The organism is Allomuricauda sp. TY007 (genome assembly GCF_010468565.1).
Lineage (GTDB): Bacteria > Bacteroidota > Bacteroidia > Flavobacteriales > Flavobacteriaceae > Flagellimonas.
In genome coordinates this window covers 20,407-46,500 of sequence record NZ_WUEG01000012.1, presented here as the reverse complement: position 1 = coordinate 46,500, position 26,094 = coordinate 20,407, and the positions used below count along the sequence as shown (strand labels likewise).

The window sequence follows — 26,094 nt, the reverse complement described above, 5'->3', positions numbered from 1 at the left end:
TTCTGATTTTTTTTGGTTTAGAATTGAACTTGAAGGTTTACACCAATGTTTTTCACCGTTGGCAGCACCCCATTCTGGGAACCTTGCAAGTTACCTGAACTTAACCCTGCCTCTGGATCTGCATAGGGCAGGTTTTTATGTATGATCCATAAATTGGAAGCAACCAGTCCCAATCTTATGGATTGGACATTTATTTTATCCATAAACGGCATTTTGGGAAAATTATAGTTGAGCGCAACTTCTCTTAATTTAACAAATGATGCATCGTATATAAAATAAGCCCTTGGTGCCATTACACTACCCGTTGCATTCCTATAATTATCCATCGCTGTTCTCACGGTATTGGGAGAACCGTCCGGAGCAACACCGTCCAGAACAATACCTCCTCCGTTGGCAAGCGAGTTTCTAATTGGGTTTCCCAAATCGTTGAGGCCCACTGACCATTGATACAGTCCCGATCTATTACCTGTTGCGATATCGTTGGAATACACATCACCCCCACTTTGAATATCGATCAAAAAGTTCAAGTCAAAGTTTTTGTACTTGAACGAGTTGGTAATACCCGCTGTCCAGTCCGGGGTAATGTTACCGATAACATTGTTGGAAGTTGTGGTCCTTTCGTAAACGCCTGTTTCTTGGTTTACCAGAGGCTTTCCATCTACATAGATGAAATCTGTTCCCTGAATCGTCCCATAAGGTTCTCCCACAGTTGCATTGATCGACACCCCATTAACAGTTCCCAGTTGTAAGTTGCTCCCTCCTTCAAAAAGAGACAACACCTTACTTCTGTTCTGTGCCCAGTTTACATTCGCACGCCATTGAAAATCCCCTGTTGGAACAATATCACCGTTAATGGCTACTTCAATACCCTTGTTTTCAATCTCTCCGGCATTTACGAACTTTGAAGAATACCCTGTTGTAGTGGAAATGGCCACAGGAATGATTTGATCTTTTGAGTTTGTTTTGTACAGGGACAGGTCCAAGCCCAATCTACTGTTCAAAAACCTCATTTCGAGCCCCGCTTCATAACTTATTGTTGTTTCGGGGAGCAGGTCTTGGTTGTTCTTTGTGCTGTTGGTTCCATATAAAGGTACCGATCCAAACGGGGTAGGCTTGTCCAATACATCCACCAAACTGTTGGCAGGTGCCGAGCTACCCACTTCCGCATAGTTTAAACGAAGCTTTCCAAAACTCAACCAGCTCTTGTCCAAAAGATTGGAAAACACAAAGCTCGAAGAAACAGATGGATAAAAATAAGTGCTGTTTTCTTCGGGCAATGTCGAAGAATGATCAAACCTGCCCGTTAGGTCCAAATAGATAAGATTATCGTATCCAAATGAAGCCAATCCATAAAAACCATCGACACCCACTTTCTCCACACTTTCAACAGGTGCAGGGGGTAAATTCAGGGAGTTGGACAGGGAGAACAGGTCCGGTAATACCAATCCTCCATTGGTTTCGGCATAAATAGAACTTAGGTCTGTTCTTCTAATATTTGTTCCCAATACACCACTGATATTCAGTTTATCCGTAACATATTTATTAAAGTTCAACATCAAATCGTAGTTTTCCTCACTAAAGTTGATGTTTCTTCTGGAATATCTGCCTACGGCACCTGCCGTTCCCTTGTTGTTCCTCTCTTCTTGGATAAAGGAATATGTGTCCAAAGATACCCTGCCTTCAATATTGAGCCAATCGGTAAATTTATATTTCATGGAAACGTTCCCAAATATTCTACTTCTGGAATCATTTTGATAGTTCTCATAGACTACCCAATATGGGTTATCTATGGTTCCCCCCATAAATGGGTCCACATTGTTTCCCGTGCTGAAATAGGCGTTTTTAAGTTCATCGACCCCTACGTTCATGGCCCAGTACCTTCTCATGGACGAAATTACGTTTTGGGCATTGCCACCGGTCTCAAGTCCAGTTCTGTTTCTTCCAAGGGCATCAGTTAGAATATAATTGGCACTGCCGGAAACCGATAGTTTCTCCGTGATATCAAAAGAGGTATTAATGGAGATGTTGTCCCGCGTCAAATTACTGTTGGGCATCAACCCTTCCTGATTGAACCTTGTATATGCGATCCTATACGTAGCCTTATCAGTCGCTCCCGCAACCGCGACACTATTGGTGGTGGTTATGGGAGTTTCAAAGAAATCTATAAGCTTACTTTTAGGTGCTTCCCACGGGGTAGGCTGTAGATAGTACGGCGACCCTTCATAGAATGAGTCCCATTGGTACACCATTAAACTTGAATCGAAAGGCGCGCCGTACGAACCATATGCTGTTGCCGGGGTCACCAAATCCACTTCACCATCTCCATTTGCATCGGAATCCACAAAAAAGCTGTCCCCATTGCTTCCATATACAGCTCCATAACCAGTACCATATTCATACTGAAAATCGGGCCAAGTGGATTTATCTATCCACCCTACTGTAACGTTTGAGTTTATGGTTACAGTAGGTTTTTGTTTGGACCCAGCCCCAGACTTGGTTGTAATAATAACTGCCCCGTTGGTGGCCCTTGAACCATAAAGTGCCGTGGCAGCGGCCCCCTTAAGAACATTGATGGATTTGATATCGTTGGGATTAATATCCGAGGCCATGTTACCATAATCAAATCCCCCTGCACCGGTTTGCTGATCAGAAGTATTAAAGTTGGAATTGCTTACAGGAACTCCATCCACCACAAAAAGGGCTTGGTTGTTTCCCGTTAAGGACGTACTACCCCGGATGACTACATTACTGGACCCGCCCATATTGGTATTGTTCTTGATCTGCACCCCGGCAATCTTACCAGAGAGCGCATTGACCACATTATCGGTTGGAGTCCTGTTCACATCTTCTCCATCTACTTCCTGTGTAGCGTAACCCAATGACTTTTTCTCTCGTGAAATTCCCAGGGCGGTTACGACAACCTCGTCCAATTGTGCAGAATCTTCTTGCAGTTCAATGGTTATGGGCCCGCTACCGGTAACTTCTACTTCTTTGGTCTTAAAACCGATGTAGGACACTACCAGAATAGCACCCACTTCGGCTTGTATGGAGAAGTTTCCATCAAAATCGGTCTGGGCCCCTGTTGATGTGCCTTGCACCATAATATTAGCTCCCAATAAAGGAAGTCCATCAAAATCCACAACAGTTCCGGTAACAGTCTGCTGCAACATGGGTTTATCGGGTGCAACCGAAGCCGACCCGTCCGAAGGTTTGTAGTTTGGTGATTTTAAAAGTATAATTTGACGCCCTCTTAATTGATAAACAATTGATGTACCCCTAAAGAGCATGGTGAGAACATCTTCTAACTTTTGGTTATTTATTTTTAAGCTTACTTTCTTTTTTAGGGGAATTTGGCTGTACTCGTACATAAAACGATATTCCGAAACGGATTCTATCTCCCCTAATGCTTTTTCAAGGGTAACTTCCTCCAAATCAAGTGATAATTTTTCTCCTTGGGAAGGGGTATTATTTGCTTGAATTTGGATAATTGAAGCTATGATTAAGAAAATGGTCAGTTTGGTTGATAAACCATTCCCTAAGAATCTCTTTAGGAAAAGAAATCTAGATGGTTTTTTTTTCATAATTTTGAAATTGATTTAATTAGTTTGAATCGATATTTATTACACAGTTCAAGAGAGGGAATGGGCCAACATTCCCTTTTCTTTTTGTGTACTTTTTTTTGAGTACTACTTCATTGGCTTTTTTTTGTTTTAGGAGTTAGTATTAGTTTGTTACTGGTTTTATTTGATTATTATTTTTCGGTTATCATCGCCTCTTTCCTCTTCATAGGTAAAAGGGACTATTATTTTGAGGGCCTCCAGAACATCCTCAATACGTTCAACATTCCTATTGAACCTCGCATTGAAGGTCTGTTTCTCTATTTCACTGTTTGTATTTTCAATTTTGACGTTGTACACCCTTTCCAAGTTTGCCAATAATTCAGGAAACGATGCATTCCTAAAAACAACTTCACCTTTCATCCAACCAGTGTACAGGCTCGTTTCAACCTCTTTTACCTCCATGCGCCCCTTAAACCTATCCCAAGTACCTTTTTCCCCTGGCTTCAATAATACTTCTTCCTTATTTTGGGCAACATGGTTAAGGCTGACCGAACCTTCTATCAAAACAGTGGTCACCTCATTTTGTTCTTTATAGGACGAAAAATTGAACTCTGTCCCCAATACTTTCACCGATACTTCTTCCGAATTCACTATAAAGGGATGTTCGCTATCTTTGGTTACATCAAAATACGCTTCGCCGTACACGTACACCTCTCGATTGCCGGTTTTGGGAAATCTTGCAGGAAATTTGATTTTGGTTCCCGAATTAAGCTGAATCTTGGTTCCGTCCGACAATACCAACGTGAACATTTTTCCATTAGGAATTTGAAGTTCATTGAAAATGGAATCGCTAATTCCCTCATTGGCCTCGTAAATAAGGGTATCCCCATAATGGACCGCGACAGTTTCACCTGTAGACAACTTTATGGAGTGGCTCTCATGATTATCTATGAATTTTGTACCATCACCTGTATTCAGGATAACAAAATTCCCTTTTTGATGCGGAATTGTTTTAGGGACACCACTATCATAAATCCACACAAAACCTAGCCCTAAAGAAATCAATCCTAGAAAAATTGCCGCATATTTAAATATTTTTCTCCTTGCTCCCAGTTTCATGGTTTTTGGTTCTGCCAAACGTTCCTTCACCTTTCCCCAATCGCCCTCTACATCCAAGTCATCAAGAAAAGACAAGGACTCATCAACCAAATCTTCCTCTACAAGCGAATTGTACAATTCCCCTATCCATTCCTCCTGATCCTTTTCAGGTTTGCCCTTCCATTGGGTGGATGCGCTCAACTTTTTTAGAAGTAATTTTAATGTTTCTTTTTTGTGCATTAAATATTGTTCTTACCTAGTAGATAATAATTTTTTAAAACAGGGTGACAAACACAAAATATTTTTTTGGAAACCCATAATTTTTATTATGAATTTGGCATAACCCAAAGATTAATTTTATATTTCCTCAGTTTTAAATTTCTTTGTAACCCCGAAACCTCTTTAAATATGACATTTAAGGTTGAAGAGCTGTTTAAAAAAAATTACGCCCTTTTGTGTCTAGTTTCGTTTTCTATTGTAAAGGACAAAGATGTTGCGAAAGATATTGTCCAAGACTTCTTTGTTTCTTTTTGGAACAAACGAGAGTCCATATCCATATCAACGTCTTTTGAGGCATATGCAAGGAAATCGGTCAAAAACCTGAGCCTCCAATATTTGAACAAAAAAAACAAGGAGCAAAGAATGTTTGAGGACATTCGAGCAGAAGACAGCAGCTCAAATATTCCAAATGACAAACAAAACAACAAACTAAACGAACTGGTAAATCTACTGCCAGAAAAAAGAAAGGAAATTTTTTTATCGGTAGTGGTCCATGGAAAAAGTTATGCAGAAATTGCCGAAACCAACGGAATTTCCGTAAATACGGTCAAAACCCAAATGAAAAGAGCCTATGCCTTTTTGAGGTCTTACCGAAAAGAGGATTATATTGCCGTATTCCTCCTACTTCACCTCTTTTCCTATTTATTCCAGTAATCAACCCTCTTGTGGTTTCTTTGGCACTCATTTCCACCCAACTCAAAAAACACTTTGTATAGCCTTCCATTTTTTAAAAAAAAGCATTGTGTCACCCTATACCCCTATTTTTTTAACATAGTAGTAGAACTGTTCATAAAAAAGGTGGTTACAACCTTTAACTTTTGATGTTGAACCAACAACCATTCATTTAAACTTTAAATCATGAAAAGATTATTATTTACAGCACTTCTTTTGCTCCCCATGCTGATGTGCGCCCAAACCATTGGTGCACCGGACAGAAAACCGGGCGAAGGAGAAGGCCCTTTTGACAGACTTATTATTAGAGGCGCTATTTTGATCGATGGCACCGGCGGGCCAGCTTCCGGGCCCGTGGACATTATTGTGGAGGATAACAAAATTGTGGACATCGCAAGGGTCGGTGTTCCCAAAGTTGCCATTGACCAAACCAAACGGCCCAAACTTGGCGACGGCAAAACCAAAGAAATCGATGCCACTGGGAAATATGTTATGCCCGGATTGATCGATCTTCATGTGCATACCGGAGGAAAACCTAAAGCACCAGAAGCAGAATACGTTTATAAATTATGGATGGCCCACGGTATTACCACGGTAAGGGGCGTCCCCTTTGCAGACCTTGAATGGTCTTTAAAAGAAAAAGAGAGAAGTGCCAAAAATGAAATTGTGGCGCCCAGAATGATCTCTTTTCATAGAATTGGAACTGGAAAAGAATGGGAAAACCGAAAAATCCTGACGCCAGAAGATGCCAGAGAATGGGTACGCTACGCCAATAAAAAAGGTGTGGACGGGCTAAAATTAGGGGCTCACCGCCCAGCCATCATGGAGGCCGTATTGGACGAAGCTAATTCTCTGGGCATGGGAAGCACCGCTCACCTTGCACAAAGTGGTGTGGCCCAAATGAATGCCATTGATGCCGCCAGATTGGGCCTTACCAGTATGACGCACTTTTACGGATTGTTTGAGTCCATGTACGAAAACAACGATGTGCAACCTTGGCCCGTTGATATTAATTATGGAGACGAACAACATCGCTTTGGTCAAGTTGCCCGTCAATGGAACTTGGTAAAACCTGGTGGTGAAAAATGGAATGCCCTTCTCGATGAATTCTTGGAATTGGATTTTTACATCAACCCAACCATGACGATATATTCTGCCGGGAGAGATGTAATGAGGGCTCGTAACGCAGATTGGCATAAAAAATATACCTTGCCCTCTTTAATGGATTTCTTTTCCCCAAGCCGCACAAGCCATGGCGCTTATTGGTTTGATTGGACTACCGAAGATGAAGTTGCTTGGAAAAAATACTATCAGGTCTGGATGCAATTTTTAAACGAGTACAAGAATATGGGCGGAAAGGTAACCTTGGGTTCCGACTCCGGGTTTATTTACCAGACTTATGGCTTCGGAACAATCCTGGAGCTTGAAATGCTCCAAGAAGCTGGGTTTCATCCGTTGGAAGTAATTCGTTCCGCTACCATGCACAGTGCCGAAGAAATTTTTAAGCCCCTTAAGAAACCTATCGAGTATGGTGTAATACGTCCTGGACTATTGGCAGATATGATTATTGTTGATGAAAATCCATTACAGAACTTAAAAGTACTTTATGGTACGGGTGCCGTACGACTTAATGATGAAACTGCTAAGGTAGAACGTGTTGGGGGAATTGAATACACCATTAAGGACGGAATTATTTATGATGCCAAAAAATTATTGAGCGATGTTGAGACCATGGTAAACAAACAAAAACAAGAAAGAGGCAAATAATCCACAAAATGGTTTTGCCCAAAACATACTATTTCTAAGCTGATTGAGAAAGCACATTCTTTCTTAAATCCAACAAGAGCCCTGGATGGAATCCAGGGCTTTTTCTATTATCATCGCTAAAGGAACCGTATCGAACGGCTCTAATACAGGCTCATGGGACTCAGGGCTGTCCTTCCGAGAAAACATACCTCCCGAAGGTGAACTTACTAGATTTGACTGGAGACTGAGAAAAGAGCATGTTGACTGTTTGAATTAACTTTGAAATCCTGTTCTAAAAATCGGGGTATCTACACAATATGGGAAACACTTAGGCAAATGGGAACGACCAAATTTCGAGGACTATCTCAATAAGATTAGTACGGTAGTATTTTCATAAATGTCTTTTGATAGGCCTTGGCGTATTGATTCATGCCCAAATCGTTGGGGTGGGTTCCGTCCACATAGGAATCATTGGTCATACATAAATCTGATTTTGTTATCAGGTATACATTTTTGGCACCGTCCTTTATTAGTTGTTTATAGGATTTGGTCAACCATTTGTTCAATGTTTTGTATCTGTGCTGTCGTTCCCAATTTACCAATCCATCCGAATAACCAGAGTGCTGGACCAACACTATGGGAACGGTATTGTTATTTACTCGCAATTGGTCCACACTTCTAAAAATTCTTTTCATTACTTCTTCCTTGGTATCCGACGGTTTAAGATTGGGCATGCAGTCCAGGACATAGACAGCCGCATCAATTTCCATAAGCAGGTCAATTACTTCTTCTTCCAATCTTCCATTGCCCGAAAAACCAAGATTGACAATCGGCGAATTTATATTTCTTGATACGATGTTTGTCCAGGCCATCCCTGGTCTGGATGCACAAGCACCCTGGACAATGGAAGTTCCATATACCACAATGGGCTTTTTTGTGGAACAAGGTATAAATTTGAATCCTTTGGTTTTAGGGACACCTATCTCCAAATGTTTAACAGTATTGTACAGGGGTAAAAACAATTGGTATTCCCGAACCGTATCAGGTTGCCTTTTAATTTTAAAGTGGTACTCAATAGTATCCTTAAACTGATAGGCCCCCTTGCACCATAGCCACTTATCCCCATCCTTTGTATAGAGATCAAGACCACTGACCCCGGTTGTTGGCATATGGGGCATGCCCAACCTCTCAGAGACTATATATTTTACAACAATCTGTTGTGAATCTGTTTGAAATTTAATGTTCAGCCCCGCAGCATTTTGGGAGAGCTGCCAAACAGCATCCCTGACCAGGTTCTTGGCTTTATCGGGAAACCTATGATACCCCATATTGTCCCACCCCTGTCCTTCAAACCGTTCCATATGGTCCATGGGGTCATACCATACAAAAGCTTCGGATACCTGTGCAGATATGGTATTGTGTATTACCAATAGGAAAATAAATATTCGGGCCATCTTATGTGAAATTAAAATATCTTCCCTGAATCAAATCCAGGCCATCAAAACCTAAAAAATATAGGGTTGGCCCTAATTTGAATTGGATTTTTTTGGATTATACCTCCAAATCTGGTCGTGGGTAGTGTACAAGATGTGTTCTTTCCCGTTAAAAACCATAATATTACTGGAATGGTCCCCAGCTACAATGGGATTTCCCGGATACTTGGTCCAATGGACAAGGTCCTTGGAAACCGCAACGTTGGATGACCAAAGAGCCGTTACATCCGTTTTATGCCAATCTGGATTATCCGAGCCATGATAGAACATATAGTAGTTTCCTTGATACTTTACAATTTGATTGGCCGCTACCGCCGCCTCATCATATTTTTCCGGGCCCATTTTAAGTACAGGTTCATCTTGGACGTTTGTCCATGTCTTAAAATCGTCGGACTTGGCCAACCAAATGCCTAAATCATTACGTTCATAAAACAAATACTTTTCCCCATCTTCCACCCAAACCGTTGGGGTACCATAGGGTCCTGGGTCTAATGGTGTACCGTTAGCTTTTAACAGGTTAAGTTTTCCTTTGGGTTCCCAATCCACACCATTTTTTGATATTAATAAATGGGCAACATCATTTTCTCCTTCAGCAAACATGTAGTACATCCCATCATGTTTAAGTACAAACATATCTTCCACCCACACATCTTCAAGAATGGGACTGTCCGAGAAACGTTCCCACTGAATTCCATCATCGGAAAGAGCCAACCCAACAAATCTTTTTTTGGTAATACTGTCATTGTACCCTGTATACCATAGCTTATACTTTCCTTCGTCATGGAGAATAAAACCGCGTTCCCTTATATTCCTATCCCAAGAATCGGCATCGGTTCCGGCAAACAATGGATTTTGGGAAATCGGCTCAAATTCAACCATTTCAGCCGAAAAACTTACCGAAGTATCGTCCTTTTCTTCAGTTGGTTTCTTTTTCTGTTTTTGCTCGCAGGATATCACAAAAAAAGCAATGGCCATAATAGCGAGGCTACTTATTTTTCTCATTTTTTAAAATTTTCTGTGGTATTAAACCAATCTTTAAGTTCTTCTGTATGCTCTAAACCACTGGAATTATCCAAATCGCTATATAAATCCTCAGCCCAATCATAGGTAGTGGGAACATCACCAATCAAGACTACTTTTTTAGGGCAGTGCAAGCCAACTACTTGGGGAATATCTGTAATTTTTAGGCAATTCAACAGTTCTATTGCATTTTCTTTACCTGCAGGATCGCTGGCCATATTTTGAGTAGCGGGAAGGTCTTTTAGAAAAAGTGTCTCCACGTTTCCATCCATAAGTGCCGAATATGCTGCCACCACTGTCATTTCACCCTGTGCTGCCAAATGGATATCAACATCAGGTCCATATTCAGGGAGTTGTCTTATGGCCTGTAAGCTACGGAGTACATCATACACCCTCATGGATGCCACGGTTCTTCCTGTCCATGCCGCAGATCTCCTAATATGCCATTGGCGTGATGGAGACCAAGCTGTTCTTCCTGTTCCCCTAGTTTCCAAAAAGATCACATCCATTTGTTTATAGGCCCCTGAGATAAAACTTTCAGACGCATATCGCTCTTCTTCAGGATTACGGAGCACCAGTAAAACAGGTTTTTTCTTGGTTTTAGGACTTTTCTTGTTCTTTCGTACTGAAAAAGGTAATCGCCAACCTTCCTCGGACACAAAACTATAATCATTCCTTTTCATTGTATTTCCTGGGGCTCCCTTAAATTCTTCCCGAATCGCCAAGGGCACTTCGATTTCTGGAAAACCGTTGAATGTTTTTTGCCTTAATAAGGAAACTACCTTTTCCTTGTATTTCTTTAAACTCAATTCATTGGGAATTTTTGGGGGAACTGCCATGGGTACAAAGGATTCTTGTATGACCTTCGTCAAATCCCCTTTTGGTATTTCTCGACCATATACTTTTAGGGACTCGTTGGACAAGACTTTTTCAACAGAAATAGTACCAACATCATTTAATGAAACGTTTTCTCCTTTTAGTTCTTTCAGAAAAAAAGCGAGTATTTCTGCCCTGAGCGATTCATCGCTTCCATAGCTGTGTTTGCCTTCTGCCTCTTTCATTTGGAGATTATCCGGTTGATCGTACAATTGATAGACTGATTTTATCTTATGGTACAATGTGCGAACCGATTCAATGGAATAATAGATGTCTTGTCTGGTCTGAGCTATCATAAAGGGTCTTGGGGCGATGAGTGCCCCTATATCCGTGAAATCTATTTTATAAGTATTTATTGGCATCATACAATCGCAGTGGTCATCAATGGTTCGTTGCCGAATCTGTCCTTCTAGGGAACCTGCACCGGCTACGGCTGCAGCGGCCTTTATCCGATTATCCACCGCTGGAAGATACCAACTTTGGGAACCTCCCCCCGATATACCCGTAACTCCAAGCTTTCTTTTATCCACCTCTGGTAGTTCACTGAGCAGGTCCAATCCTCGGATACCGTTCCAAACCTCTACCCCTCCAGGATTATACCCTCTGCTGTACCAGTGAAAAAAACCTTTTTCGTAGGCTCCCAGATGCTCTCCCTTTACCTCTCCCCTTTGAATGGTTTCAATAATCAATACAACAAAACCATTTAGGGCAAAATTACGGGCATGGGCTTGATAGTGATGTTTTTGCGTATGGGCATGCCCACATACATAAAGAATTCCCGGCATCTTATTTCCTTTGTTTTCAGGAATATATAAATTAGCGGCGACAAACAATCCGGGCATGGATTCGTAGTAAAGCTTTTCTATTTTAAATCCTTCTTGATCAATAACACCTGTTTTCTTAATATTTAAAGGAGGTCGGGGTGCATTAAATTTGTCCTCTAGCCCAAGCATCTCCAACAGCATTTCCTTTCTATTTTCCCGAACATTGGTCCAGTCATCCAAACTATTGATCTTAGATAAGGAGTTCCATGTAATCTGGGATGCAACATTGCCTAAATAACAGTGAATGTCATTTCTTTGGTCTTGTTGCTGCAATACTCTAAATCCTTCAACCTGGGCAAAAAGATTCTCTGGTAAAGACAAGATCAGCAGCAATGCAGGAAACCAAAACCATCTTTTACTTTTTTTCTGATATGCAAATAGGTAACGTCTCATTCTTTCTTACTGTTTTTTAAAGGGCCTATATATTCTTTTGAAATTACTACGTCGTCAAATAAGATTTGATCAATTTCTCCCGGAGCGCCTTTTGTCATATAATAGTTCAACCAAAAAAAACTAAGTTTTAACCTGTCATCCGAACGCCATTGAAATCCTTCAAACGGAATTCCATCAGCATTCTCCAAATTCCATCCCCCGTTTCTATCCATATTTGGAAATCCCTCGCCCAAGTGGAGAATTTTTTTACCATTTATCCAAAAGGCTTGCTCTCCATTGTAACTATTTACTGGATTATTGACTTTGATCATAAACTCAACACATATCCATTCCCCAACGGGAACTTTCTTTGCTTTTTTAGGGAAGAACACATTCCCCCAATACTTATTTGGACTACCAGCCATATGCATCCAATAGGTATAAAACCCCCAATTCCATTTATTATAATCCGGGGTTTCAATACCTGAAATGAAAAAATCGGCCCCGCTTGGCTTAAGTCCTGCTTTACCCTGCGGATAGGGAACCCGTGGGTAATATCCTCCCAATTTCACCAAATGATGCACCTTTGCCTTCCGTGTTAGGAACTTTACATAAAATCTAGCATAGAGTTGGTCATAACCCTCAGGAAAATTTTTGAACAAATGCCCTCCTTCATCCTTCCCAGCTATATAGGTGATTTTTAACGATTGTTTACCTCTGCTTCCTTGAGGTACATCGTTAGAAAATGACATTCCCTTAAGATTTTTTCTCTCATTCCACTGCTGTGCGACATCTTCAATGGTCTTAGCTTCAAAATCTTCATAAAATACAAGCTTCTGCTCCTTTACTGTTTTTTTTTCAGAATCTTGTGTACATCCAAGCCATGGACCAAGAAAAATCAATATATATATGAAAGTTCTCATTTATATCTGTGATTGATTGGTGTCACCTTAAGCAGCAAATGTCCCTTAAAGCCCAAATGAAGAATAGGTTCGTCTCCGTTCAGCGTACCCAAGTCCCTTTGATTCCCATAATCATATACCGCATAGTCAATGCCTGGTTTCAGCCCTCGCAACCGAAGTGAATCTTCCTTGGACCATAATTCAGCAAAAAAACCATAATAAAGTGTCCCTTGCTTTTCCACAACATGTGCCTCGGGCTTATCGTGGACAATGTCATAGAGGTTCATGTATTCTGCACTGCTCAGTTCCATCTCATTGTACAGCTTAAACCAGCGTTTCCATATCTTTTTTTGCTTCGGATCCAAATCTGTATAAAAAGTGGTGGCCTGAGCTCCTATCCCAACAGCACTTTCAAATGATTGCGCCACAGAGAACCCACTCCATTCGTCATCTGGAACCTGGTAACAGTCACCAACGGCATAAGAGGGACCATGCAACGCCTTTTCTACCTTGATCCTCCTTCTGGTCTGTTCTAAATTTACTGGATCTGAGGCATTGGCTATATCGTAATAAGGCATATTATAGGGAGAATGAGGAGCAGCGCAGATGCATACTTCATGCAATGCGTTTTTGTTCAAATCTTTGAGTGTTGTATTGATGACTTCAAATACCCTTGGAAGTTGTTCAAACGATTCCAATGGTCTTTGATGGCCATGAACCGGATTAAAACAGGGAGGAACGGCGGACAGTCCCCTGGTATCGGAATAAAGACCGTCATACTTCCATTTACCGACAAAACGTTCTACCAATTTTTGGACATGCTGTAAAGCGGGTTGGTAGGCCGGGCATAATTGATACAGTCCCCGTTTGTCCTCAACATATTGGCCATTTGCATCCATAACCAAGTATTCTGGTGTATTTTGGGTCAGTTTGCTTTCAGGGCTTACTCCGAGGGGGTGCCACCATAAGTTGGTCTTAAATCCTTCGGTATGGAGCCTATCCACAAAGGCAAGCATATCCGACTCCCCTCTTGGAAATTTTCCTTTTGACCGGTTTACGTCCCAATCCCCATAATAATCAAACCAACCATCATCCAAATTGGCCACGCGCACTCCTATTTCTCGAAGCTCCGGTAAAATGGCGTAAATTTCTTCCAATGTGAAGTCTAAGGCGAAGCCCCAACTTTTCCAGTACGGATCATGGGCACCAGCGGGGGATTCTTTGGGTATTGCAATTCCTCTAGCCCTTAACAGATTGCTATATGTTTTCAACGCATTATAATAATCGAGTTCATGAAAAACAACAGCGTTCATCACAGAGGTGAATTGCTCACCCGGTTTCAAACGGGCCTTCATTCCCAACTGCTCTTCAGGGATTTCTACAATGCCCATTTCCATTGCTCCGCCCTGCCCTACGGCCACGGGAAGAGAAACCCAACGAGGTTTCTGGTCTAAATGACAAAGGGCAATGCCCATATTACTTCCCCAAACATCAATGAGCGGTATCCCTCCTCCTATGAATTCATCTTCCTCCGTTTTATGGATTCCCTGAAAATTTTGCCGCGTAAAACCCTCTTCCAGTGGAATTACGGCATAATCGTTTCCCCAAGCGGTTACTCCACCTTGAAATGAAGTCAGTGGTACTGTGTCAGATTTACCGTCACCCAATCCATCTGCATTAAAATCAAGGCGTTGGATATGGATACTATCTATTTTTACCGTGCGATTTCCTCGATTGGTGTAGGTGGTCTGAAAAGCAGCAGTGTTAGGAAAGTCCATGGGCAAAAGAATAGTGGTTTGCCTTAAAATGGTAATATCGTTTTTTTGAAAGACACCTTCAACCACAAGCTTTTGGCTTTTCCCAAATTCAGGATGTATGATTGTGCTGGTTTTTGGTTTTGGTTCGGCCATTAAAAACCCATCGGCCCATACGCCATCAATAGATACTCCCTCATTCAACCCTATTTTGGCACTTTGCAAGCCATCTTTATATTGCGAGGTCCATTGAATGGTCCCTTTCATCCTTTTATTATAATCAACTTCCAAAAAATCACTTGAGATGCTGCTTTCTTGGCCCCATAGGCTTATTGCGGCACACCACATGCCAATAAACAACATCCTACCTCTGCTTGTTAAATTCTGCATCGCTTATGTTCAAAAATTATTGCACATTAAAACCTTGGTGCCATCTGCTCCACTTGGACCAAATTCCCCTGGTATTTTTCTGTCTGACACGACCAAAATAGGATTGTCCGGGTCTTAATTGTTTTCCCTTCTTTAAATCCCCAAAAAAAGTGCCGTTAAAACCATTTATTTCTATACACCTATCTGTGGTAAGTTTATGGGATTTGTATACCACCTCATTGCCTTGGTAGTCAGTAGCCAACTGTAGCTCCCATTCGGCCAATTTTCCTTTTCCACTAAACTCAGTTTTACAAATTGTTGGGTTTATTGGACTTTGAATCGGCCCGATGCGTTCGGTAGCTATAACAAAGTTGTCGTACCAGCGTCCCTGATCCTTTATCGCTCCGCTGTTCCAATAGGATTCTAAAAAAACCGCATTGATACCATGTTCGGTATAGCTTCCCCGAAAGTTGAGCCCGTGACGGTCAATTTCCAGTCTACCGTCAATCCAAAGCTGGTTTATCCCATCACTTTTTCCAGGGGTATTCAGTTTTGCTCTTGCTTCGACCAGTACCCAATAACCCGATTCTTCATTTGAGGTCAGGTGAAATGTACCTTTTGGATCATGGCCCAACCAAAAAAGGTGATCAAAGTCATTATACTTGGTAGTCACTATGGAATCTGTTTGACCTTTAACTCCTCTTGCCGGATCTAGAGTCAAAACGGTGGCCCCACCATTCCACACATGGGCAATCATAGCTTGGTTCCATTTTTTTGATACTATACTAGTTGCTCTGGACATTTTAGCGGGTGCTCCCTCCCATCCCTTTTCATGTTTTACATATATTCTCCAATAAACTTCATCGAAACTGCGGTTGGGGTGCTGAACAGGACCATTGCCGGGAAAATCTCCAAAAGCCACCTTTCTATCACCTTTGCCAAAGACATCACCTTTATTAAAACCAACGTTCACGGATCCACCATAATCCCCATAATTTTCACTGGTATCTATCTTGCCCCTTTGGTCTAGATAGACTTTTGATGTAGAAAAATCATCATACCAAATAGTCGTTTCCTTGTTTTCATGGATTTGGTTTTCTGCCATTTCCACAAAATCAATCCGAGGAATTTCGACCATGTCTGCATCCATGGATCCTTTGTTTTCTGATATTCCTTTGACCTGTACTGCTGTAAAAAGGATTACACCACAAAATAAGACCAAAGCTCTAAATATCATAGTATTGTTCATTTTAGTCCACGATTTTTTTAATCTTTATCAGCGAACATGTTCAACCATTTTTGCGCATTCCCGTAATAAATTTTATCCACAACTTCACGTGGTAACTTAAGACCTTGGAAAGGTTGGGAAACCCTATAATTCGTTAAAATCTTGTCGGTGACCAAAAACTCCCAGTCCAACTTCCAAGTTTCCTGCATCAGTTTTATTTGTTCATCAACTGGTTTCTTTCCGCCATAACCCAAATCGGTGGCATAAAGGATTCTATCTTGATATTTGATAAAAAAATCCCTTACTTTTTCCCTATCTTCAATGGTTTGATAAAAGATTTGCCCAATTCTGGCAGCCATATCCACTGACATATTGGGAAACCTGTCCAAGCGATTGGCAAGCTCATCCACACTCCATTCCAAACTCCCCAAATGCGCACCAATAAAAGTGAGGTCGGGATGTTTTTCGAGCATACGGTCCCTTGCATCGATTTGGTCTTGGTAGGATGGAAATTCAGGTTGTTTATACATATGGTATTGGGGATGTTCGCTGTAATAAATACTGTCATTGGCCACCGTCATTTCATCAAGTGGAAGCCAACAGTTCTTTGGCTCACCCAAATGTCCAATTACCGGGATATCCTTCTGGGCCAGATAATTGAAAATAGTGTCCAACTTGGGATGATCTACCATCACTAACTGCCCTGTGGAATCCTTAAGCACCATACCAATGTTTTTCCACACTTTGACCGCTATGGCCCCCTTTTTAACATCTTCTTCCAATCTGGATATTGTTTTTGTTGCCCAGTGGGGTTGATCCCATTCTTTTACTGAAAAGGATGTGGCCACTTCGTATAAATCTGGGAATTCCTTTTTTTTTGAAATCCTAAAATCGAATCGTTTTCTTAATGTATCCGGTTCACTAGAACCGCCCACCACTATGTTCAGTAATTGGAATCCATTCTGTTTTGCCTGCTCTTCAAAGAGATTTTCTTTTGCAGAAACATGAATATGGGCATCAATTTTAGGCACCACCCTATAGTCAGATTCACTATAAAAGTTGGGCGTTTTATTTCTACATCCCACAATTGTCACCAAGAGCAATCCAACACCAAGAAATCGCTTTAAACATAATATGTGTATTGAGTTTGGCATAGCTTAAAATTTTAATTGAAAATTCTCTCTATAATCCCGTAACTTCTCCAAGTAACCTTCCAAGTCCAAGAGTTGTTCATCATAGATTAAATAGCTCATATCCGGCCTTCGATTGGCAAAATGTCTTGAGCGGTCCATTTTAAAGAAATATTTCTTGTCTGATGTAGACATTCCCTTGGGCAACCTTGTCTTTTCCCAAGTTTCTACCAAACTGTCATATGTTTGCTCCCGTCGCTCCAAAATGTTTTCAATCAGTAATTCTGCATCCTTCAACCTTTGGAGACTGGCCTTCCTATCAGAAAAGGCATTTTTATGTGCGCTGGTAATCGTTTTTTCCAGGTTCGACAAATCTATATAAAGTAGAGAGGTATGCTCAATGAGCTTGGCTATACTTCTATATACTTCAAAATCATAATTGTTTTTATTGGCTAATTTTTTGTTGTAGTCAATGATTTGAAGTGCTCTTCGTATATTTTTTAATTGGTCTTTGGATTTAGCGATCTGCTTTGCATACTCAAAGTTCCAATACGGGTCATATTCAATGTACTGACCCCGAGGAATATCTGGCAAGTGGGTTTTTCCTATATCTCCATGATGCCATAGATTTCGCTCTAGTGAATGGGCATAAAAATAAGCCCCTTCGTTGAGCAATTCATACAGCTCCTTCATGTCCTTTACTTCCTGTCCATAATAATTAATGAAGAACGAATCCTCAAACTCATCCAAAGTCGGTGCATTTGCATTCCATGAATATTGTGCGGAAGCGGCAAACCCCAACATCCACATTTGGTTGTGCAAACCTGAATCATCCCATGATGTGTTGATCATTCCATGGAACAGTCCTGTATTGGCGGAGGCTGTCAATAAATCATATGAAGATTTCAAACTACCTTGAACTTTTCTTGGTGTGGATGAAATACGATTGGAGGTCATTTTAAAATGATATGGTAGGAACAAAGGCTCCAAACCTGGGTTTGGGTCGTACATGAACAGTTCAAAACCCATATCGTATGCCTGTTTGGCATAAGTGAATTCGGCGGTTTCATAATGGTATTCTTCTGTCAGTACCAAATCAGTATCCACTTTCATGTTTTTCAATGGAGAACCGCTTTTCATCCAACCCATGGGCCGTTCCCAAACCATTACCTTTCGCTTCTTTTTAAGATGTTTTGCGGCTCTTTGCGCAAAAAGATGGTACAGTCCACTGTTACCAATGGTCTTGGCCTTTGCCTTACACTTATCACAAACTCCGAGTTCAAAGGTCTCATCCGACCCGATGTGGATATATTCCGATCCAGGAGTGGCTTCAATGGCTTCGTCCCATAATTGGAACAAGAGGTCATATGTGCCTTCTTCTAGGGGACAAAACTCCCAATCAGAATCCTCAACTTCCCTGAGGTTTCTAAATTGAGGCCATTTTAATATGAAGCTGACATGCCCCAGACCTTGAACCAATGGAGTCAATTCAATGTGATAATCTCTGGCATACTCGGTAAACTCTTGCATCTCTGTCTTGGTAAAAGCCCCTGGAGCACCAAGCTGTGGATAGCTTTCGTATTCCAATTTATCTTCCCATTCCCATACCAGCATGTTAATCTTGTATCTTGCTAAGTCACGAATCAATTTTTTAACATAACTTCCCTTGTCTTGATGATGTTTGGTATCATAATGTATTGCCCTAATTGCAACATCAGGCCAATCAACAATACGCATTCCCGGGACCATAAATCCCGTTTTCGATTTTTTCACAAGTTGTAACAAAGTTTGTACACCATAGAATAGGCCATCCTCATCCTTGGCCGTTATGGTAATTTGATTTTCCCCTGATTCGAGCACATATCCTTGAGGCTTAATTTCTTTGTTCTCGGGAGATACCGAAAGAACGATCTTGCCTTTATTCTTTCCAGTGAGCGTGGCGGTCTGAATACCCCATTGCTCAAGTTCCTTGGCCAGATGCTGGGCAGTTCGTTGATCTACTTCACTGATTTTCCCTTCTAGGTCAATATCTAGCGTTTGAGTGAAATAAAAATCCTTTCCATCCAATATAACCTGCTGTGGATAAGGGACAACATGCAAACCAATGGAAGCGAGTTCCGAGTTTGGACGTTGGGCACTTATGGTCAATGTAAACAAGGCCAATGCCAATACAAGTTTAAATTTCATCCTATAAAACTTCTCTTTCATGATAGACTTACTTTCTAATTTAATGAATAGGGTTGTGGATCGATATGACATACTTGTCCATCAATTAATTCAGATATCATTTTCCCTGTAGCAGGAGCCATGCTCAGTCCCAGCATGTTATGCCCACAAGCTAAAAATAGGTTTGAATGCCTCGGTGATCGGTCAATTATAGGCAACCCATCAGGGGTCATGGGCCTCCAACCAAACCAATTTGAAACATGTTCTTGCGAATAGGGCTCCTTTAAATACTTTGAGGCCACTGTCTTTAAATTTTCAATTCGATGTGGATTGAAGCTGGAATCATGACCGGAAAACTCCATTGTTCCTCCTAAACGATAGCTATCCTTCCATGGTGTAGCAACTACCTTATGCTCATCAAATATGATAGGGCACTTTGGCTGTACATTTGGAGACTTCATGGTTATACTATACCCCTTGCCAGGTATTACGGGCAGCGTTAATTTAAGGTTCTCCACCATCTTAGGTGATACGCTTCCAGTAGCCAGAACCACATTGTCCGCTAAATATTCGCTGTCTGCCAATTGCACCCCAAATAGGCCGCCATTGGATTCCAACCAACCCTCCACAGGAGAGTTTTCAATAATCTGAACCCCGCGTTCTCTTAACTTCGTACTCAATTCCATCAAAAGCTCACCTGGGTTTAATGAGGCATCCATGGGGTAATACCATGACCCATAGGCATATTCCGTTAGAGAAGGTTCCATATCATGAAGTTCACTGGAAATTAATGGCTGCGCTGCCACCCCTAGTATTTTCAATATATCATCCTTCTTTGCATACTCTTCAAAACACTTTCTTTTATGAAAAACAAAATGAATTCCACTTGGGGACCAATTGCAGTTCCAATTACTATCTGCCAATAGTTCACCATAGAGATCCCTGCTGGAGGTCAATAGCCCATGCCTGCCGTGCATACTTTTGACCCGTTGGTTTTTGGTTAACGAAATTTTGGCAAAATCAAACATCCAGCTTAGAAATTCCTTATCCCATTGGGGTCGAACATAAAAGGGTGAATCCTTTTGGAAAACCCACTTCGCTGCCTTTAAAAGCAGTTGTGGACTATTCAATGGAAAGGCATGGCTTGGACTTATTAAACCACAATTACCATATGAGCAGGATTTCATGATCTCTCCTTTCTCCAAGACCAATACAGACTTTCCTTGCAAGTTTAAATAATAGGCACAGAACAATCCGATGACCCCACCTCCCACTATGACCACATCAAATTTGTTTCTGTCCATAATTCTATAAAAAAATTCAATGCTTTTGACCTTAATTACCCCCGTGTATATAGTAATGAGGTCCAAGTTACCCAATACTTTAATTTTTCCTTCTATTATAACATTGCTCTTTCACTATTTGAAAAAGCGTTTCATCGCACAAATTACAGCAATCCCAATCCTTTCTTGTCCCAGTAAGTAAATAGATCGGTTTTTATTTGTGTCTAAATTTAAAACAGGAGACCTCCGCCAAATTCTCAATATATCCAAAAAGAATTACCGAAACTGCCAATGACCTTACCTGGTTTTGACAATCCCGGTAATGAACTAAACTAACTAACTCAAATTGGATATGACCATCTATTAATCTCCTAGTCCATACTACTCTTCATATGGAGGATATATTCCTTGGAGGGGATGTTGAAATGGCAAACCTTCCTTGGCATCCCACCAAATTCGTGATGTCATGTCATCACCGTCTGATAATCTATCAGCAGCCCCGCTCACCCCTGTAGGGTTCAGATTATATTCAACCAATGGATAAGGTAATCTTCGAGGCAGGGCACCATCGGTGTCCAAAGAAGGTTCACTTCCTATCCATACCCTTGGATATCCCGTTCTTCTATGTTCTGCAAATGCCTCATAGTTATCCCCAATTAGTGCAAGGTATTTTTGGGTAATTATCATCTCCAACTTTTCTTCTTCAGAACCCGCCAACGTACCCGCAGAAGAATCTAAAAATGTTTCAATATCAACTTCATCCACACCATATTGTTCCATAGAAAGCCTAATTCCTTGCTGATAATACATGTTTGCATCCCCTGAAATTAGCCCCATCAATGCAGCTTCTGCCAGTAGCAAATTTACTTCCGAGGATTGAATGATATTGAAATCATATTCCGCATTCCTGAAATACGTTCCCCATTTCGAAACGTCGGCATAGGAAGCTTTTTCTTCGGCCGTAAGGTTTATTGCGCCTCCAATATAATCACCCTCACTGTTTGGAAGCAGATATATTGGCAGTCTAGGGTCGTTGGTCCTAGTCAGGTTCTCAACCAATGTTAGCCCTGCCGTAACCGAAGATCCTGCGCCGGCCGAACCATTTACTACTTGCTGATACAAAGGGTTGGTATTGGACAAGTCCTCGGCATCCTCCCCTTCGGTTGTAAGTACTGCGTTCCATTCATTTGAATTGATCAAAGGAGCCGCAGCCACTGCAGTGATATTTTCTTGGGCCAATGCTTGGTCTGCATACCTAACCCTTAGTGCAAGCCGTAAACGAAGTGAATTGGCAAAACGAACCCAGGAATCCACATCACCCCCATACAATATATCTGCAGTACCAAATCCATCTTGGTTCGACCCACTTGACAATGCCGTCACGGCCTCCTCCAATTCATTGAACAGGTCTCTATATATCTCTTCCTGCAAATCATATTTGGGATATAGGGTGATATCGTCGAAAGAGGTGGCCACTTCAAAATAGGGTACATCACCAAGTGCATCCGTTATCCTATGATAGACCCAAACTCTCCAAATGCGCGCCATGGCATTCCTGTGCTTAAAACTGCTATCCTCCGAGGTCAATCGGATTATAGCCTCTAAATTGGATATATATTGTGTATAATCATCAAACGGTTCACTAAAGCTCACCAATGTGAGAACATTGTTTGAATCCTCTCTTTTAATATAATTTGAAAACTCTCCCATTCTTCCTGTATTGAGAATCTCAAAAATGGATTCCTTCAATACTTTCGTAAAGATCAATTCGGTTTTGATATCATCATCGGTGATGAGTTTGGGGTCTGTGTTCAACTCATCAAAATTCTTTGTACAGGAATAGGGTACAAGCCCAAAAATTGAAATTACCAGTACAACCAAAATTTTATTAATTACGCTTTTCATAATATTTTTTTTGTGTTAAAATGTAACGGCCAAATTCACTCCCAAACTTCTAGTGGTAGGCATGGAAAAGGACTCATAACCTTGAGCAGCCGCATTAGGCGCAAAAGCCGTATCTGGAGCAACACCCATTTCTTCAAATTTTGCATCCCTATAGAGGTATGCCACATTTCTACCCACAAGGGAAATTCTTGCGGTTTCAAAAGGAGTTCTCTCCAGTAGTTTTGAGTTGAAGGTGTAGCCTAAATTAATCTCTCTCAAAGAGACATATGTGGCATCCATGATAAATTCTTCTGTAATGTTTCCCCATGACCGGGCGGCCCAATAATCCTGTCCCTTGACATTGTTCTGCACAGAGGGGGTATACGTGCCATCACCATTGTCAATGACTCCTTCAACAGTTAAGTTTTCCCTATTGTTGGTCCAGACTCCAGTTCCCTTTGCATTTTGGTCAAATCGACTCCATGAAAAAACCTCACCTCCCATTCTTACATCCAGTAAAGCACTCAACGAAAGTCCTTTATAAGAAAATGTATTGGTTATACCTGCCAACCAATCCGGCTGTACATTCCCTAATATGGACTGTTCTTCGGCACGCACGTACCGTGTACCATCAGCGTTCACAACCAATTGTCCATCAGGGCTTCTCTTGTACTCATAACCCAGTATGCTTCCATAAGGCAGTCCAGGTTCTGCTATAATACTGGCTATATCAATACTAATAAAATTATACCTATCGATTCCCTCAACAAGGCTTTCAATATTGGATTTATTCTTGGAGAAATTAATATCGGTCACCCATTGAAATGAATTTTTCAATTTTATAGGAGTTGCCGAAAGAAAAACCTCAATTCCTTTATTGGAAACTTCACCTGCATTTAAATACATTCCTCCAAAGCCGGTTGACTGGGAAAGTCCAATCTGCATGATCTGGTTTTTGGTCCTGGAATCATAATAGGTAAAGTCCAACGACAACCTATTGTTGAAAAACCTCAAATCTGTTCCAATTTCAAACGATGTGGTAAGTTCGTTCTTTAGATTTGTGGCAGGAACACCACTATTTATACTAGCAAAACGTTGGCCCTTGAAATTGTTGTTTTGCACAGTGTATCCTCCCTTAGTCTGATAAGGGTTTGCATCACTACCGGCCTGCGCATATGAAGCCCGGACCTTAGCGAAAGTAAGTGTGTTTGAATTGATATGTAGTGCATCGGAGAGTACATGACTCAAACTGACCGAAGGATACATAAAAGAATAGTTCCCCTTGGCCAGTGTACTTGACCAGTCATTACGTGTTGTCAAATCCAAGAATGTATGATCCTTGTATCCCAGTTGGGCCATAGCAAAGACAGATTGTATTTCCTTTCTTGTAATGCTTTGTCTTGGGAACACCAAATCTGCATTCTCAATAACGTATAGATCAGGTATGTTCATATTGCGACCTGTAGCCCCAAAACGCTCATACTTTCTTGTAAACTGATTGGCTCCAAGGGATAGACTACCTGAAAAATTTTCCGAAAGATCACCTTTGGCGGTTATCAGGACATCGGCATTTACTTCATTCACTTTAAAATTATCCAGGTCCAACCTCCCATTTACATAAGAACCCCCTGGGGTACCAATACCGTATTGCTGTCGTTGATTTTCAGAATAGGTATCCGTACCAACACGTGCCATTATATCCAACCAGTCCGTAAACTTGTAATTAGCGGAAATAAAGCCAATGAAACGATCCCTTTCATCCTCACTGACAACCTCATTGATCAACCAATATGGGTTTGTTGGGGAACCACCTCTCCAGTTACGGTAGCTGCCATCTGCATTCCTACCGCCGTTCATTGCCAACCATTCTAAATCAATGTTTCGAGGAACAAGGTTCAATGAACCAGCAACATTTCTTCCACTGGAAACACCAACAATAGGGCGGTTGTTTGCGCCACTCTTAATATAGTTGGCCTTAGCGTCGACCCTTAAGCGGTCAGTTACATTTGCCCCCAATACCGCAACAAAGGTTTGCCTGTCAAAAGACATGTTCGGCACAATGCCTTCACTCTTGAGTACGGATGCCGACACACGGTAATTGATGTCTTCAGTTCCCCCATTCACGGCTAAGGTGTTGGTTAAAGTGCTTCCTGTTCGGTAAAAGCTCCTAAGATTGTTCTTGGGCTGTGCTTTATATGGAACAGGTCCCAAATCCATCATACTGCCAATCAATATTTGCCTTCCATCGAACTTTCCTCCCCAGCTATCCACTCCACCACCTTGCACCGGATATTCGACACCTTCATAAACTGCGGTGCCGAATCCTATGGTATCATCATAACCTATTCCATAATTATTCTGGAAAGTGGGCATAATGTTCACCATGTCTATTGTAGTATTGGAATTAAAGGAGACACCCAATCTCTTTTTTCCGGCTGATTTTTTTGTGGTTATCAAAATAACCCCATTGGCCCCACGCGAGCCATAAAGAGCAGCCGCATTGGGTCCCTTAAGAACCGATATCGATTCAATATCATCCGGGTTGATATCCTTGACACCATCACCGAAATCACGCCCTGCAAAAATATTTGTCTGATTAAGGTTATCATTACTTATGGGAATCCCATCAACAACGTAGAGGGGCTGGTTGTTCCCACTTAACGAACTGCTCCCCCTTATCTGAACAAATGTGGAACCACCTGGTCCACCAGAACCCGAGGAAACAAAAACACCCGCAACCTTTCCCTTCAACGAATTGGCCACACTCACCTCCCTTGCTTCGGTTAAAGACTCACCCGCAATTTCTTGCGCTGCATACCCGAGAGCTTTCTTTTCACGTTCAATACCTAAGGCCGTGACCACAACCTCTGAAAGTTGCGTACTTGACTCGATCATGGCGACATCGACCTGATTGCGGTTTCCAACTTCGACCACCTGGGTTTCAAACCCCAGATAAGAAAATTCAAGCAATGCACCATCTCCAGGAACATCTATTCGATAATTTCCATCAAAATCGGTCATTGTTCCGGTTTTGCCACCCTGCAGGATAACATTCACCCCTGACAATGGCACCCCATCCCCTGTGACCGTACCCGAAATGGTCCTTTGCTGAGCGCTTAAGCACATCGTGCTCAAACTAAAAAAAAGAATACAAAAATAGTTTTTCATCAGTGTTTGGTTTTAGTCATACTTAACCTTCCGTCACCTTTAAAAAAATCAAGGTTTTGAAAGTATATTTTTCAATACATTGTGCAATATAGACATCGTTAGTGCAAAAAACAAGTTTTTATAATATTTTTTAATGAATTAAAACTTTTAATAAGTTTAATTTTATTCAAAAACAATTATATGAAGGTTATTATTTGTTTTTTATTGTTATTTTAAAATGTTTGACTTCTTTAACAGGATATTATCTTTAGTAAAAGAAGATTTCTGTTT

Annotated in this window: 15 protein-coding genes; 2 read left to right on the top strand and 13 right to left on the bottom strand. The window is 41.2% G+C overall.

Annotated features, from left to right (window positions below; translation table 11 throughout):
• Positions 1-17: 17 nt before the first annotated feature.
• Positions 18-3,581, bottom strand: a complete 3,564-nt coding sequence (locus GO009_RS13040; RefSeq protein WP_163626685.1) for a SusC/RagA family TonB-linked outer membrane protein — start codon at positions 3,579-3,581, stop codon at positions 18-20.
• A gap of 159 nt (positions 3,582-3,740) precedes the next feature.
• Entirely contained in the window at positions 3,741-4,898 is a 1,158-nt protein-coding gene (locus tag GO009_RS13035; RefSeq protein ID WP_163626684.1) for a FecR family protein, read from the bottom strand.
• Positions 4,899-5,066: 168 nt separating this feature from the next.
• On the opposite strand from GO009_RS13035, the gene GO009_RS13030 reads away from it, so the two are divergent.
• Entirely contained in the window at positions 5,067-5,591 is a 525-nt protein-coding gene (locus GO009_RS13030; protein WP_163626683.1) for an RNA polymerase sigma-70 factor, read from the top strand.
• 204 nt (positions 5,592-5,795) lie between these two features.
• A complete protein-coding gene (locus GO009_RS13025) occupies positions 5,796-7,376 on the top strand; it encodes an amidohydrolase family protein (RefSeq protein WP_163626682.1) in 1,581 nt (526 codons plus the stop codon).
• A gap of 353 nt (positions 7,377-7,729) precedes the next feature.
• On the opposite strand, the gene GO009_RS13020 is transcribed toward GO009_RS13025, so the two are convergent.
• The 11 genes from GO009_RS13020 to GO009_RS12970 form a co-directional block, all read right to left on the bottom strand.
• Positions 7,730-8,809: an SGNH/GDSL hydrolase family protein gene (locus GO009_RS13020; protein WP_163626681.1), complete on the bottom strand. Its 1,080-nt coding sequence runs from the start codon at positions 8,807-8,809 to the stop codon at positions 7,730-7,732.
• 72 nt (positions 8,810-8,881) lie between these two features.
• Complete coding sequence (locus tag GO009_RS13015) at positions 8,882-9,850, bottom strand: glycosylase (RefSeq protein ID WP_163626680.1); 969 nt, start codon at positions 9,848-9,850, stop codon at positions 8,882-8,884.
• A complete protein-coding gene (locus GO009_RS13010) occupies positions 9,847-11,961 on the bottom strand; it encodes a S9 family peptidase (protein WP_163626679.1) in 2,115 nt (704 codons plus the stop codon). Before GO009_RS13010 ends, GO009_RS13015 begins: the two co-directional genes overlap by 4 nt.
• Positions 11,958-12,863 carry a hypothetical protein gene (locus tag GO009_RS13005; protein ID WP_163626678.1) on the bottom strand — a complete coding sequence of 302 codons (906 nt, stop codon included), beginning with the start codon at positions 12,861-12,863 and terminating at the stop codon, positions 11,958-11,960. Before GO009_RS13005 ends, GO009_RS13010 begins: the two co-directional genes overlap by 4 nt.
• Positions 12,860-14,986: an alpha-galactosidase gene (locus GO009_RS13000; RefSeq protein ID WP_163626677.1), complete on the bottom strand. Its 2,127-nt coding sequence runs from the start codon at positions 14,984-14,986 to the stop codon at positions 12,860-12,862. The genes GO009_RS13005 and GO009_RS13000 overlap by 4 nt, the downstream gene beginning before the upstream one ends.
• Before the next feature lie 16 nt (positions 14,987-15,002).
• On the bottom strand, positions 15,003-16,214 hold the full coding sequence (locus GO009_RS12995) for a hypothetical protein (RefSeq protein ID WP_163626676.1): 1,212 nt from the start codon (positions 16,212-16,214) through the stop codon (positions 15,003-15,005).
• Positions 16,215-16,231: 17 nt separating this feature from the next.
• Positions 16,232-17,347, bottom strand: a complete 1,116-nt coding sequence (locus GO009_RS12990; protein ID WP_163626675.1) for an amidohydrolase family protein — start codon at positions 17,345-17,347, stop codon at positions 16,232-16,234.
• A 3-nt stretch (positions 17,348-17,350) separates the two neighbouring features.
• Positions 17,351-19,510 (bottom strand): glycoside hydrolase family 20 zincin-like fold domain-containing protein, encoded by a 2,160-nt coding sequence (locus GO009_RS12985; protein WP_163626674.1) that lies wholly within the window; start codon positions 19,508-19,510, stop codon positions 17,351-17,353.
• Between the two features lie 35 nt (positions 19,511-19,545).
• Positions 19,546-20,793 carry an FAD-binding oxidoreductase gene (locus GO009_RS12980; RefSeq protein ID WP_163626673.1) on the bottom strand — a complete coding sequence of 416 codons (1,248 nt, stop codon included), beginning with the start codon at positions 20,791-20,793 and terminating at the stop codon, positions 19,546-19,548.
• Positions 20,794-21,153: 360 nt separating this feature from the next.
• Positions 21,154-22,677, bottom strand: coding sequence for a SusD/RagB family nutrient-binding outer membrane lipoprotein (locus tag GO009_RS12975; protein ID WP_163626672.1), 1,524 nt, complete (start codon positions 22,675-22,677; stop codon positions 21,154-21,156).
• A gap of 15 nt (positions 22,678-22,692) precedes the next feature.
• Positions 22,693-25,824 (bottom strand): SusC/RagA family TonB-linked outer membrane protein, encoded by a 3,132-nt coding sequence (locus GO009_RS12970; RefSeq protein ID WP_163626671.1) that lies wholly within the window; start codon positions 25,822-25,824, stop codon positions 22,693-22,695.
• Positions 25,825-26,094 lie beyond the last annotated feature (270 nt).

What these genes read in the sequence shown, in the direction of transcription:
- GO009_RS13040 (WP_163626685.1), bottom strand. Translation starts at nt 3,581, where the DNA reads ATGAAAAAAAAACCATCTAGATTTCTTTTCCTAAAGAGATTCTTAGGG.
- GO009_RS13035 (WP_163626684.1), bottom strand. Translation starts at nt 4,898, where the DNA reads ATGCACAAAAAAGAAACATTAAAATTACTTCTAAAAAAGTTGAGCGCA.
- GO009_RS13030 (WP_163626683.1), top strand. Translation starts at nt 5,067, where the DNA reads ATGACATTTAAGGTTGAAGAGCTGTTTAAAAAAAATTACGCCCTTTTG.
- GO009_RS13025 (WP_163626682.1), top strand. Translation starts at nt 5,796, where the DNA reads ATGAAAAGATTATTATTTACAGCACTTCTTTTGCTCCCCATGCTGATG.
- GO009_RS13020 (WP_163626681.1), bottom strand. Translation starts at nt 8,809, where the DNA reads ATGGCCCGAATATTTATTTTCCTATTGGTAATACACAATACCATATCT.
- GO009_RS13015 (WP_163626680.1), bottom strand. Translation starts at nt 9,850, where the DNA reads ATGAGAAAAATAAGTAGCCTCGCTATTATGGCCATTGCTTTTTTTGTG.
- GO009_RS13010 (WP_163626679.1), bottom strand. Translation starts at nt 11,961, where the DNA reads ATGAGACGTTACCTATTTGCATATCAGAAAAAAAGTAAAAGATGGTTT.
- GO009_RS13005 (WP_163626678.1), bottom strand. Translation starts at nt 12,863, where the DNA reads ATGAGAACTTTCATATATATATTGATTTTTCTTGGTCCATGGCTTGGA.
- GO009_RS13000 (WP_163626677.1), bottom strand. Translation starts at nt 14,986, where the DNA reads ATGCAGAATTTAACAAGCAGAGGTAGGATGTTGTTTATTGGCATGTGG.
- GO009_RS12995 (WP_163626676.1), bottom strand. Translation starts at nt 16,214, where the DNA reads ATGAACAATACTATGATATTTAGAGCTTTGGTCTTATTTTGTGGTGTA.
- GO009_RS12990 (WP_163626675.1), bottom strand. Translation starts at nt 17,347, where the DNA reads ATGCCAAACTCAATACACATATTATGTTTAAAGCGATTTCTTGGTGTT.
- GO009_RS12985 (WP_163626674.1), bottom strand. Translation starts at nt 19,510, where the DNA reads ATGAAATTTAAACTTGTATTGGCATTGGCCTTGTTTACATTGACCATA.
- GO009_RS12980 (WP_163626673.1), bottom strand. Translation starts at nt 20,793, where the DNA reads ATGGACAGAAACAAATTTGATGTGGTCATAGTGGGAGGTGGGGTCATC.
- GO009_RS12975 (WP_163626672.1), bottom strand. Translation starts at nt 22,677, where the DNA reads ATGAAAAGCGTAATTAATAAAATTTTGGTTGTACTGGTAATTTCAATT.
- GO009_RS12970 (WP_163626671.1), bottom strand. Translation starts at nt 25,824, where the DNA reads ATGAAAAACTATTTTTGTATTCTTTTTTTTAGTTTGAGCACGATGTGC.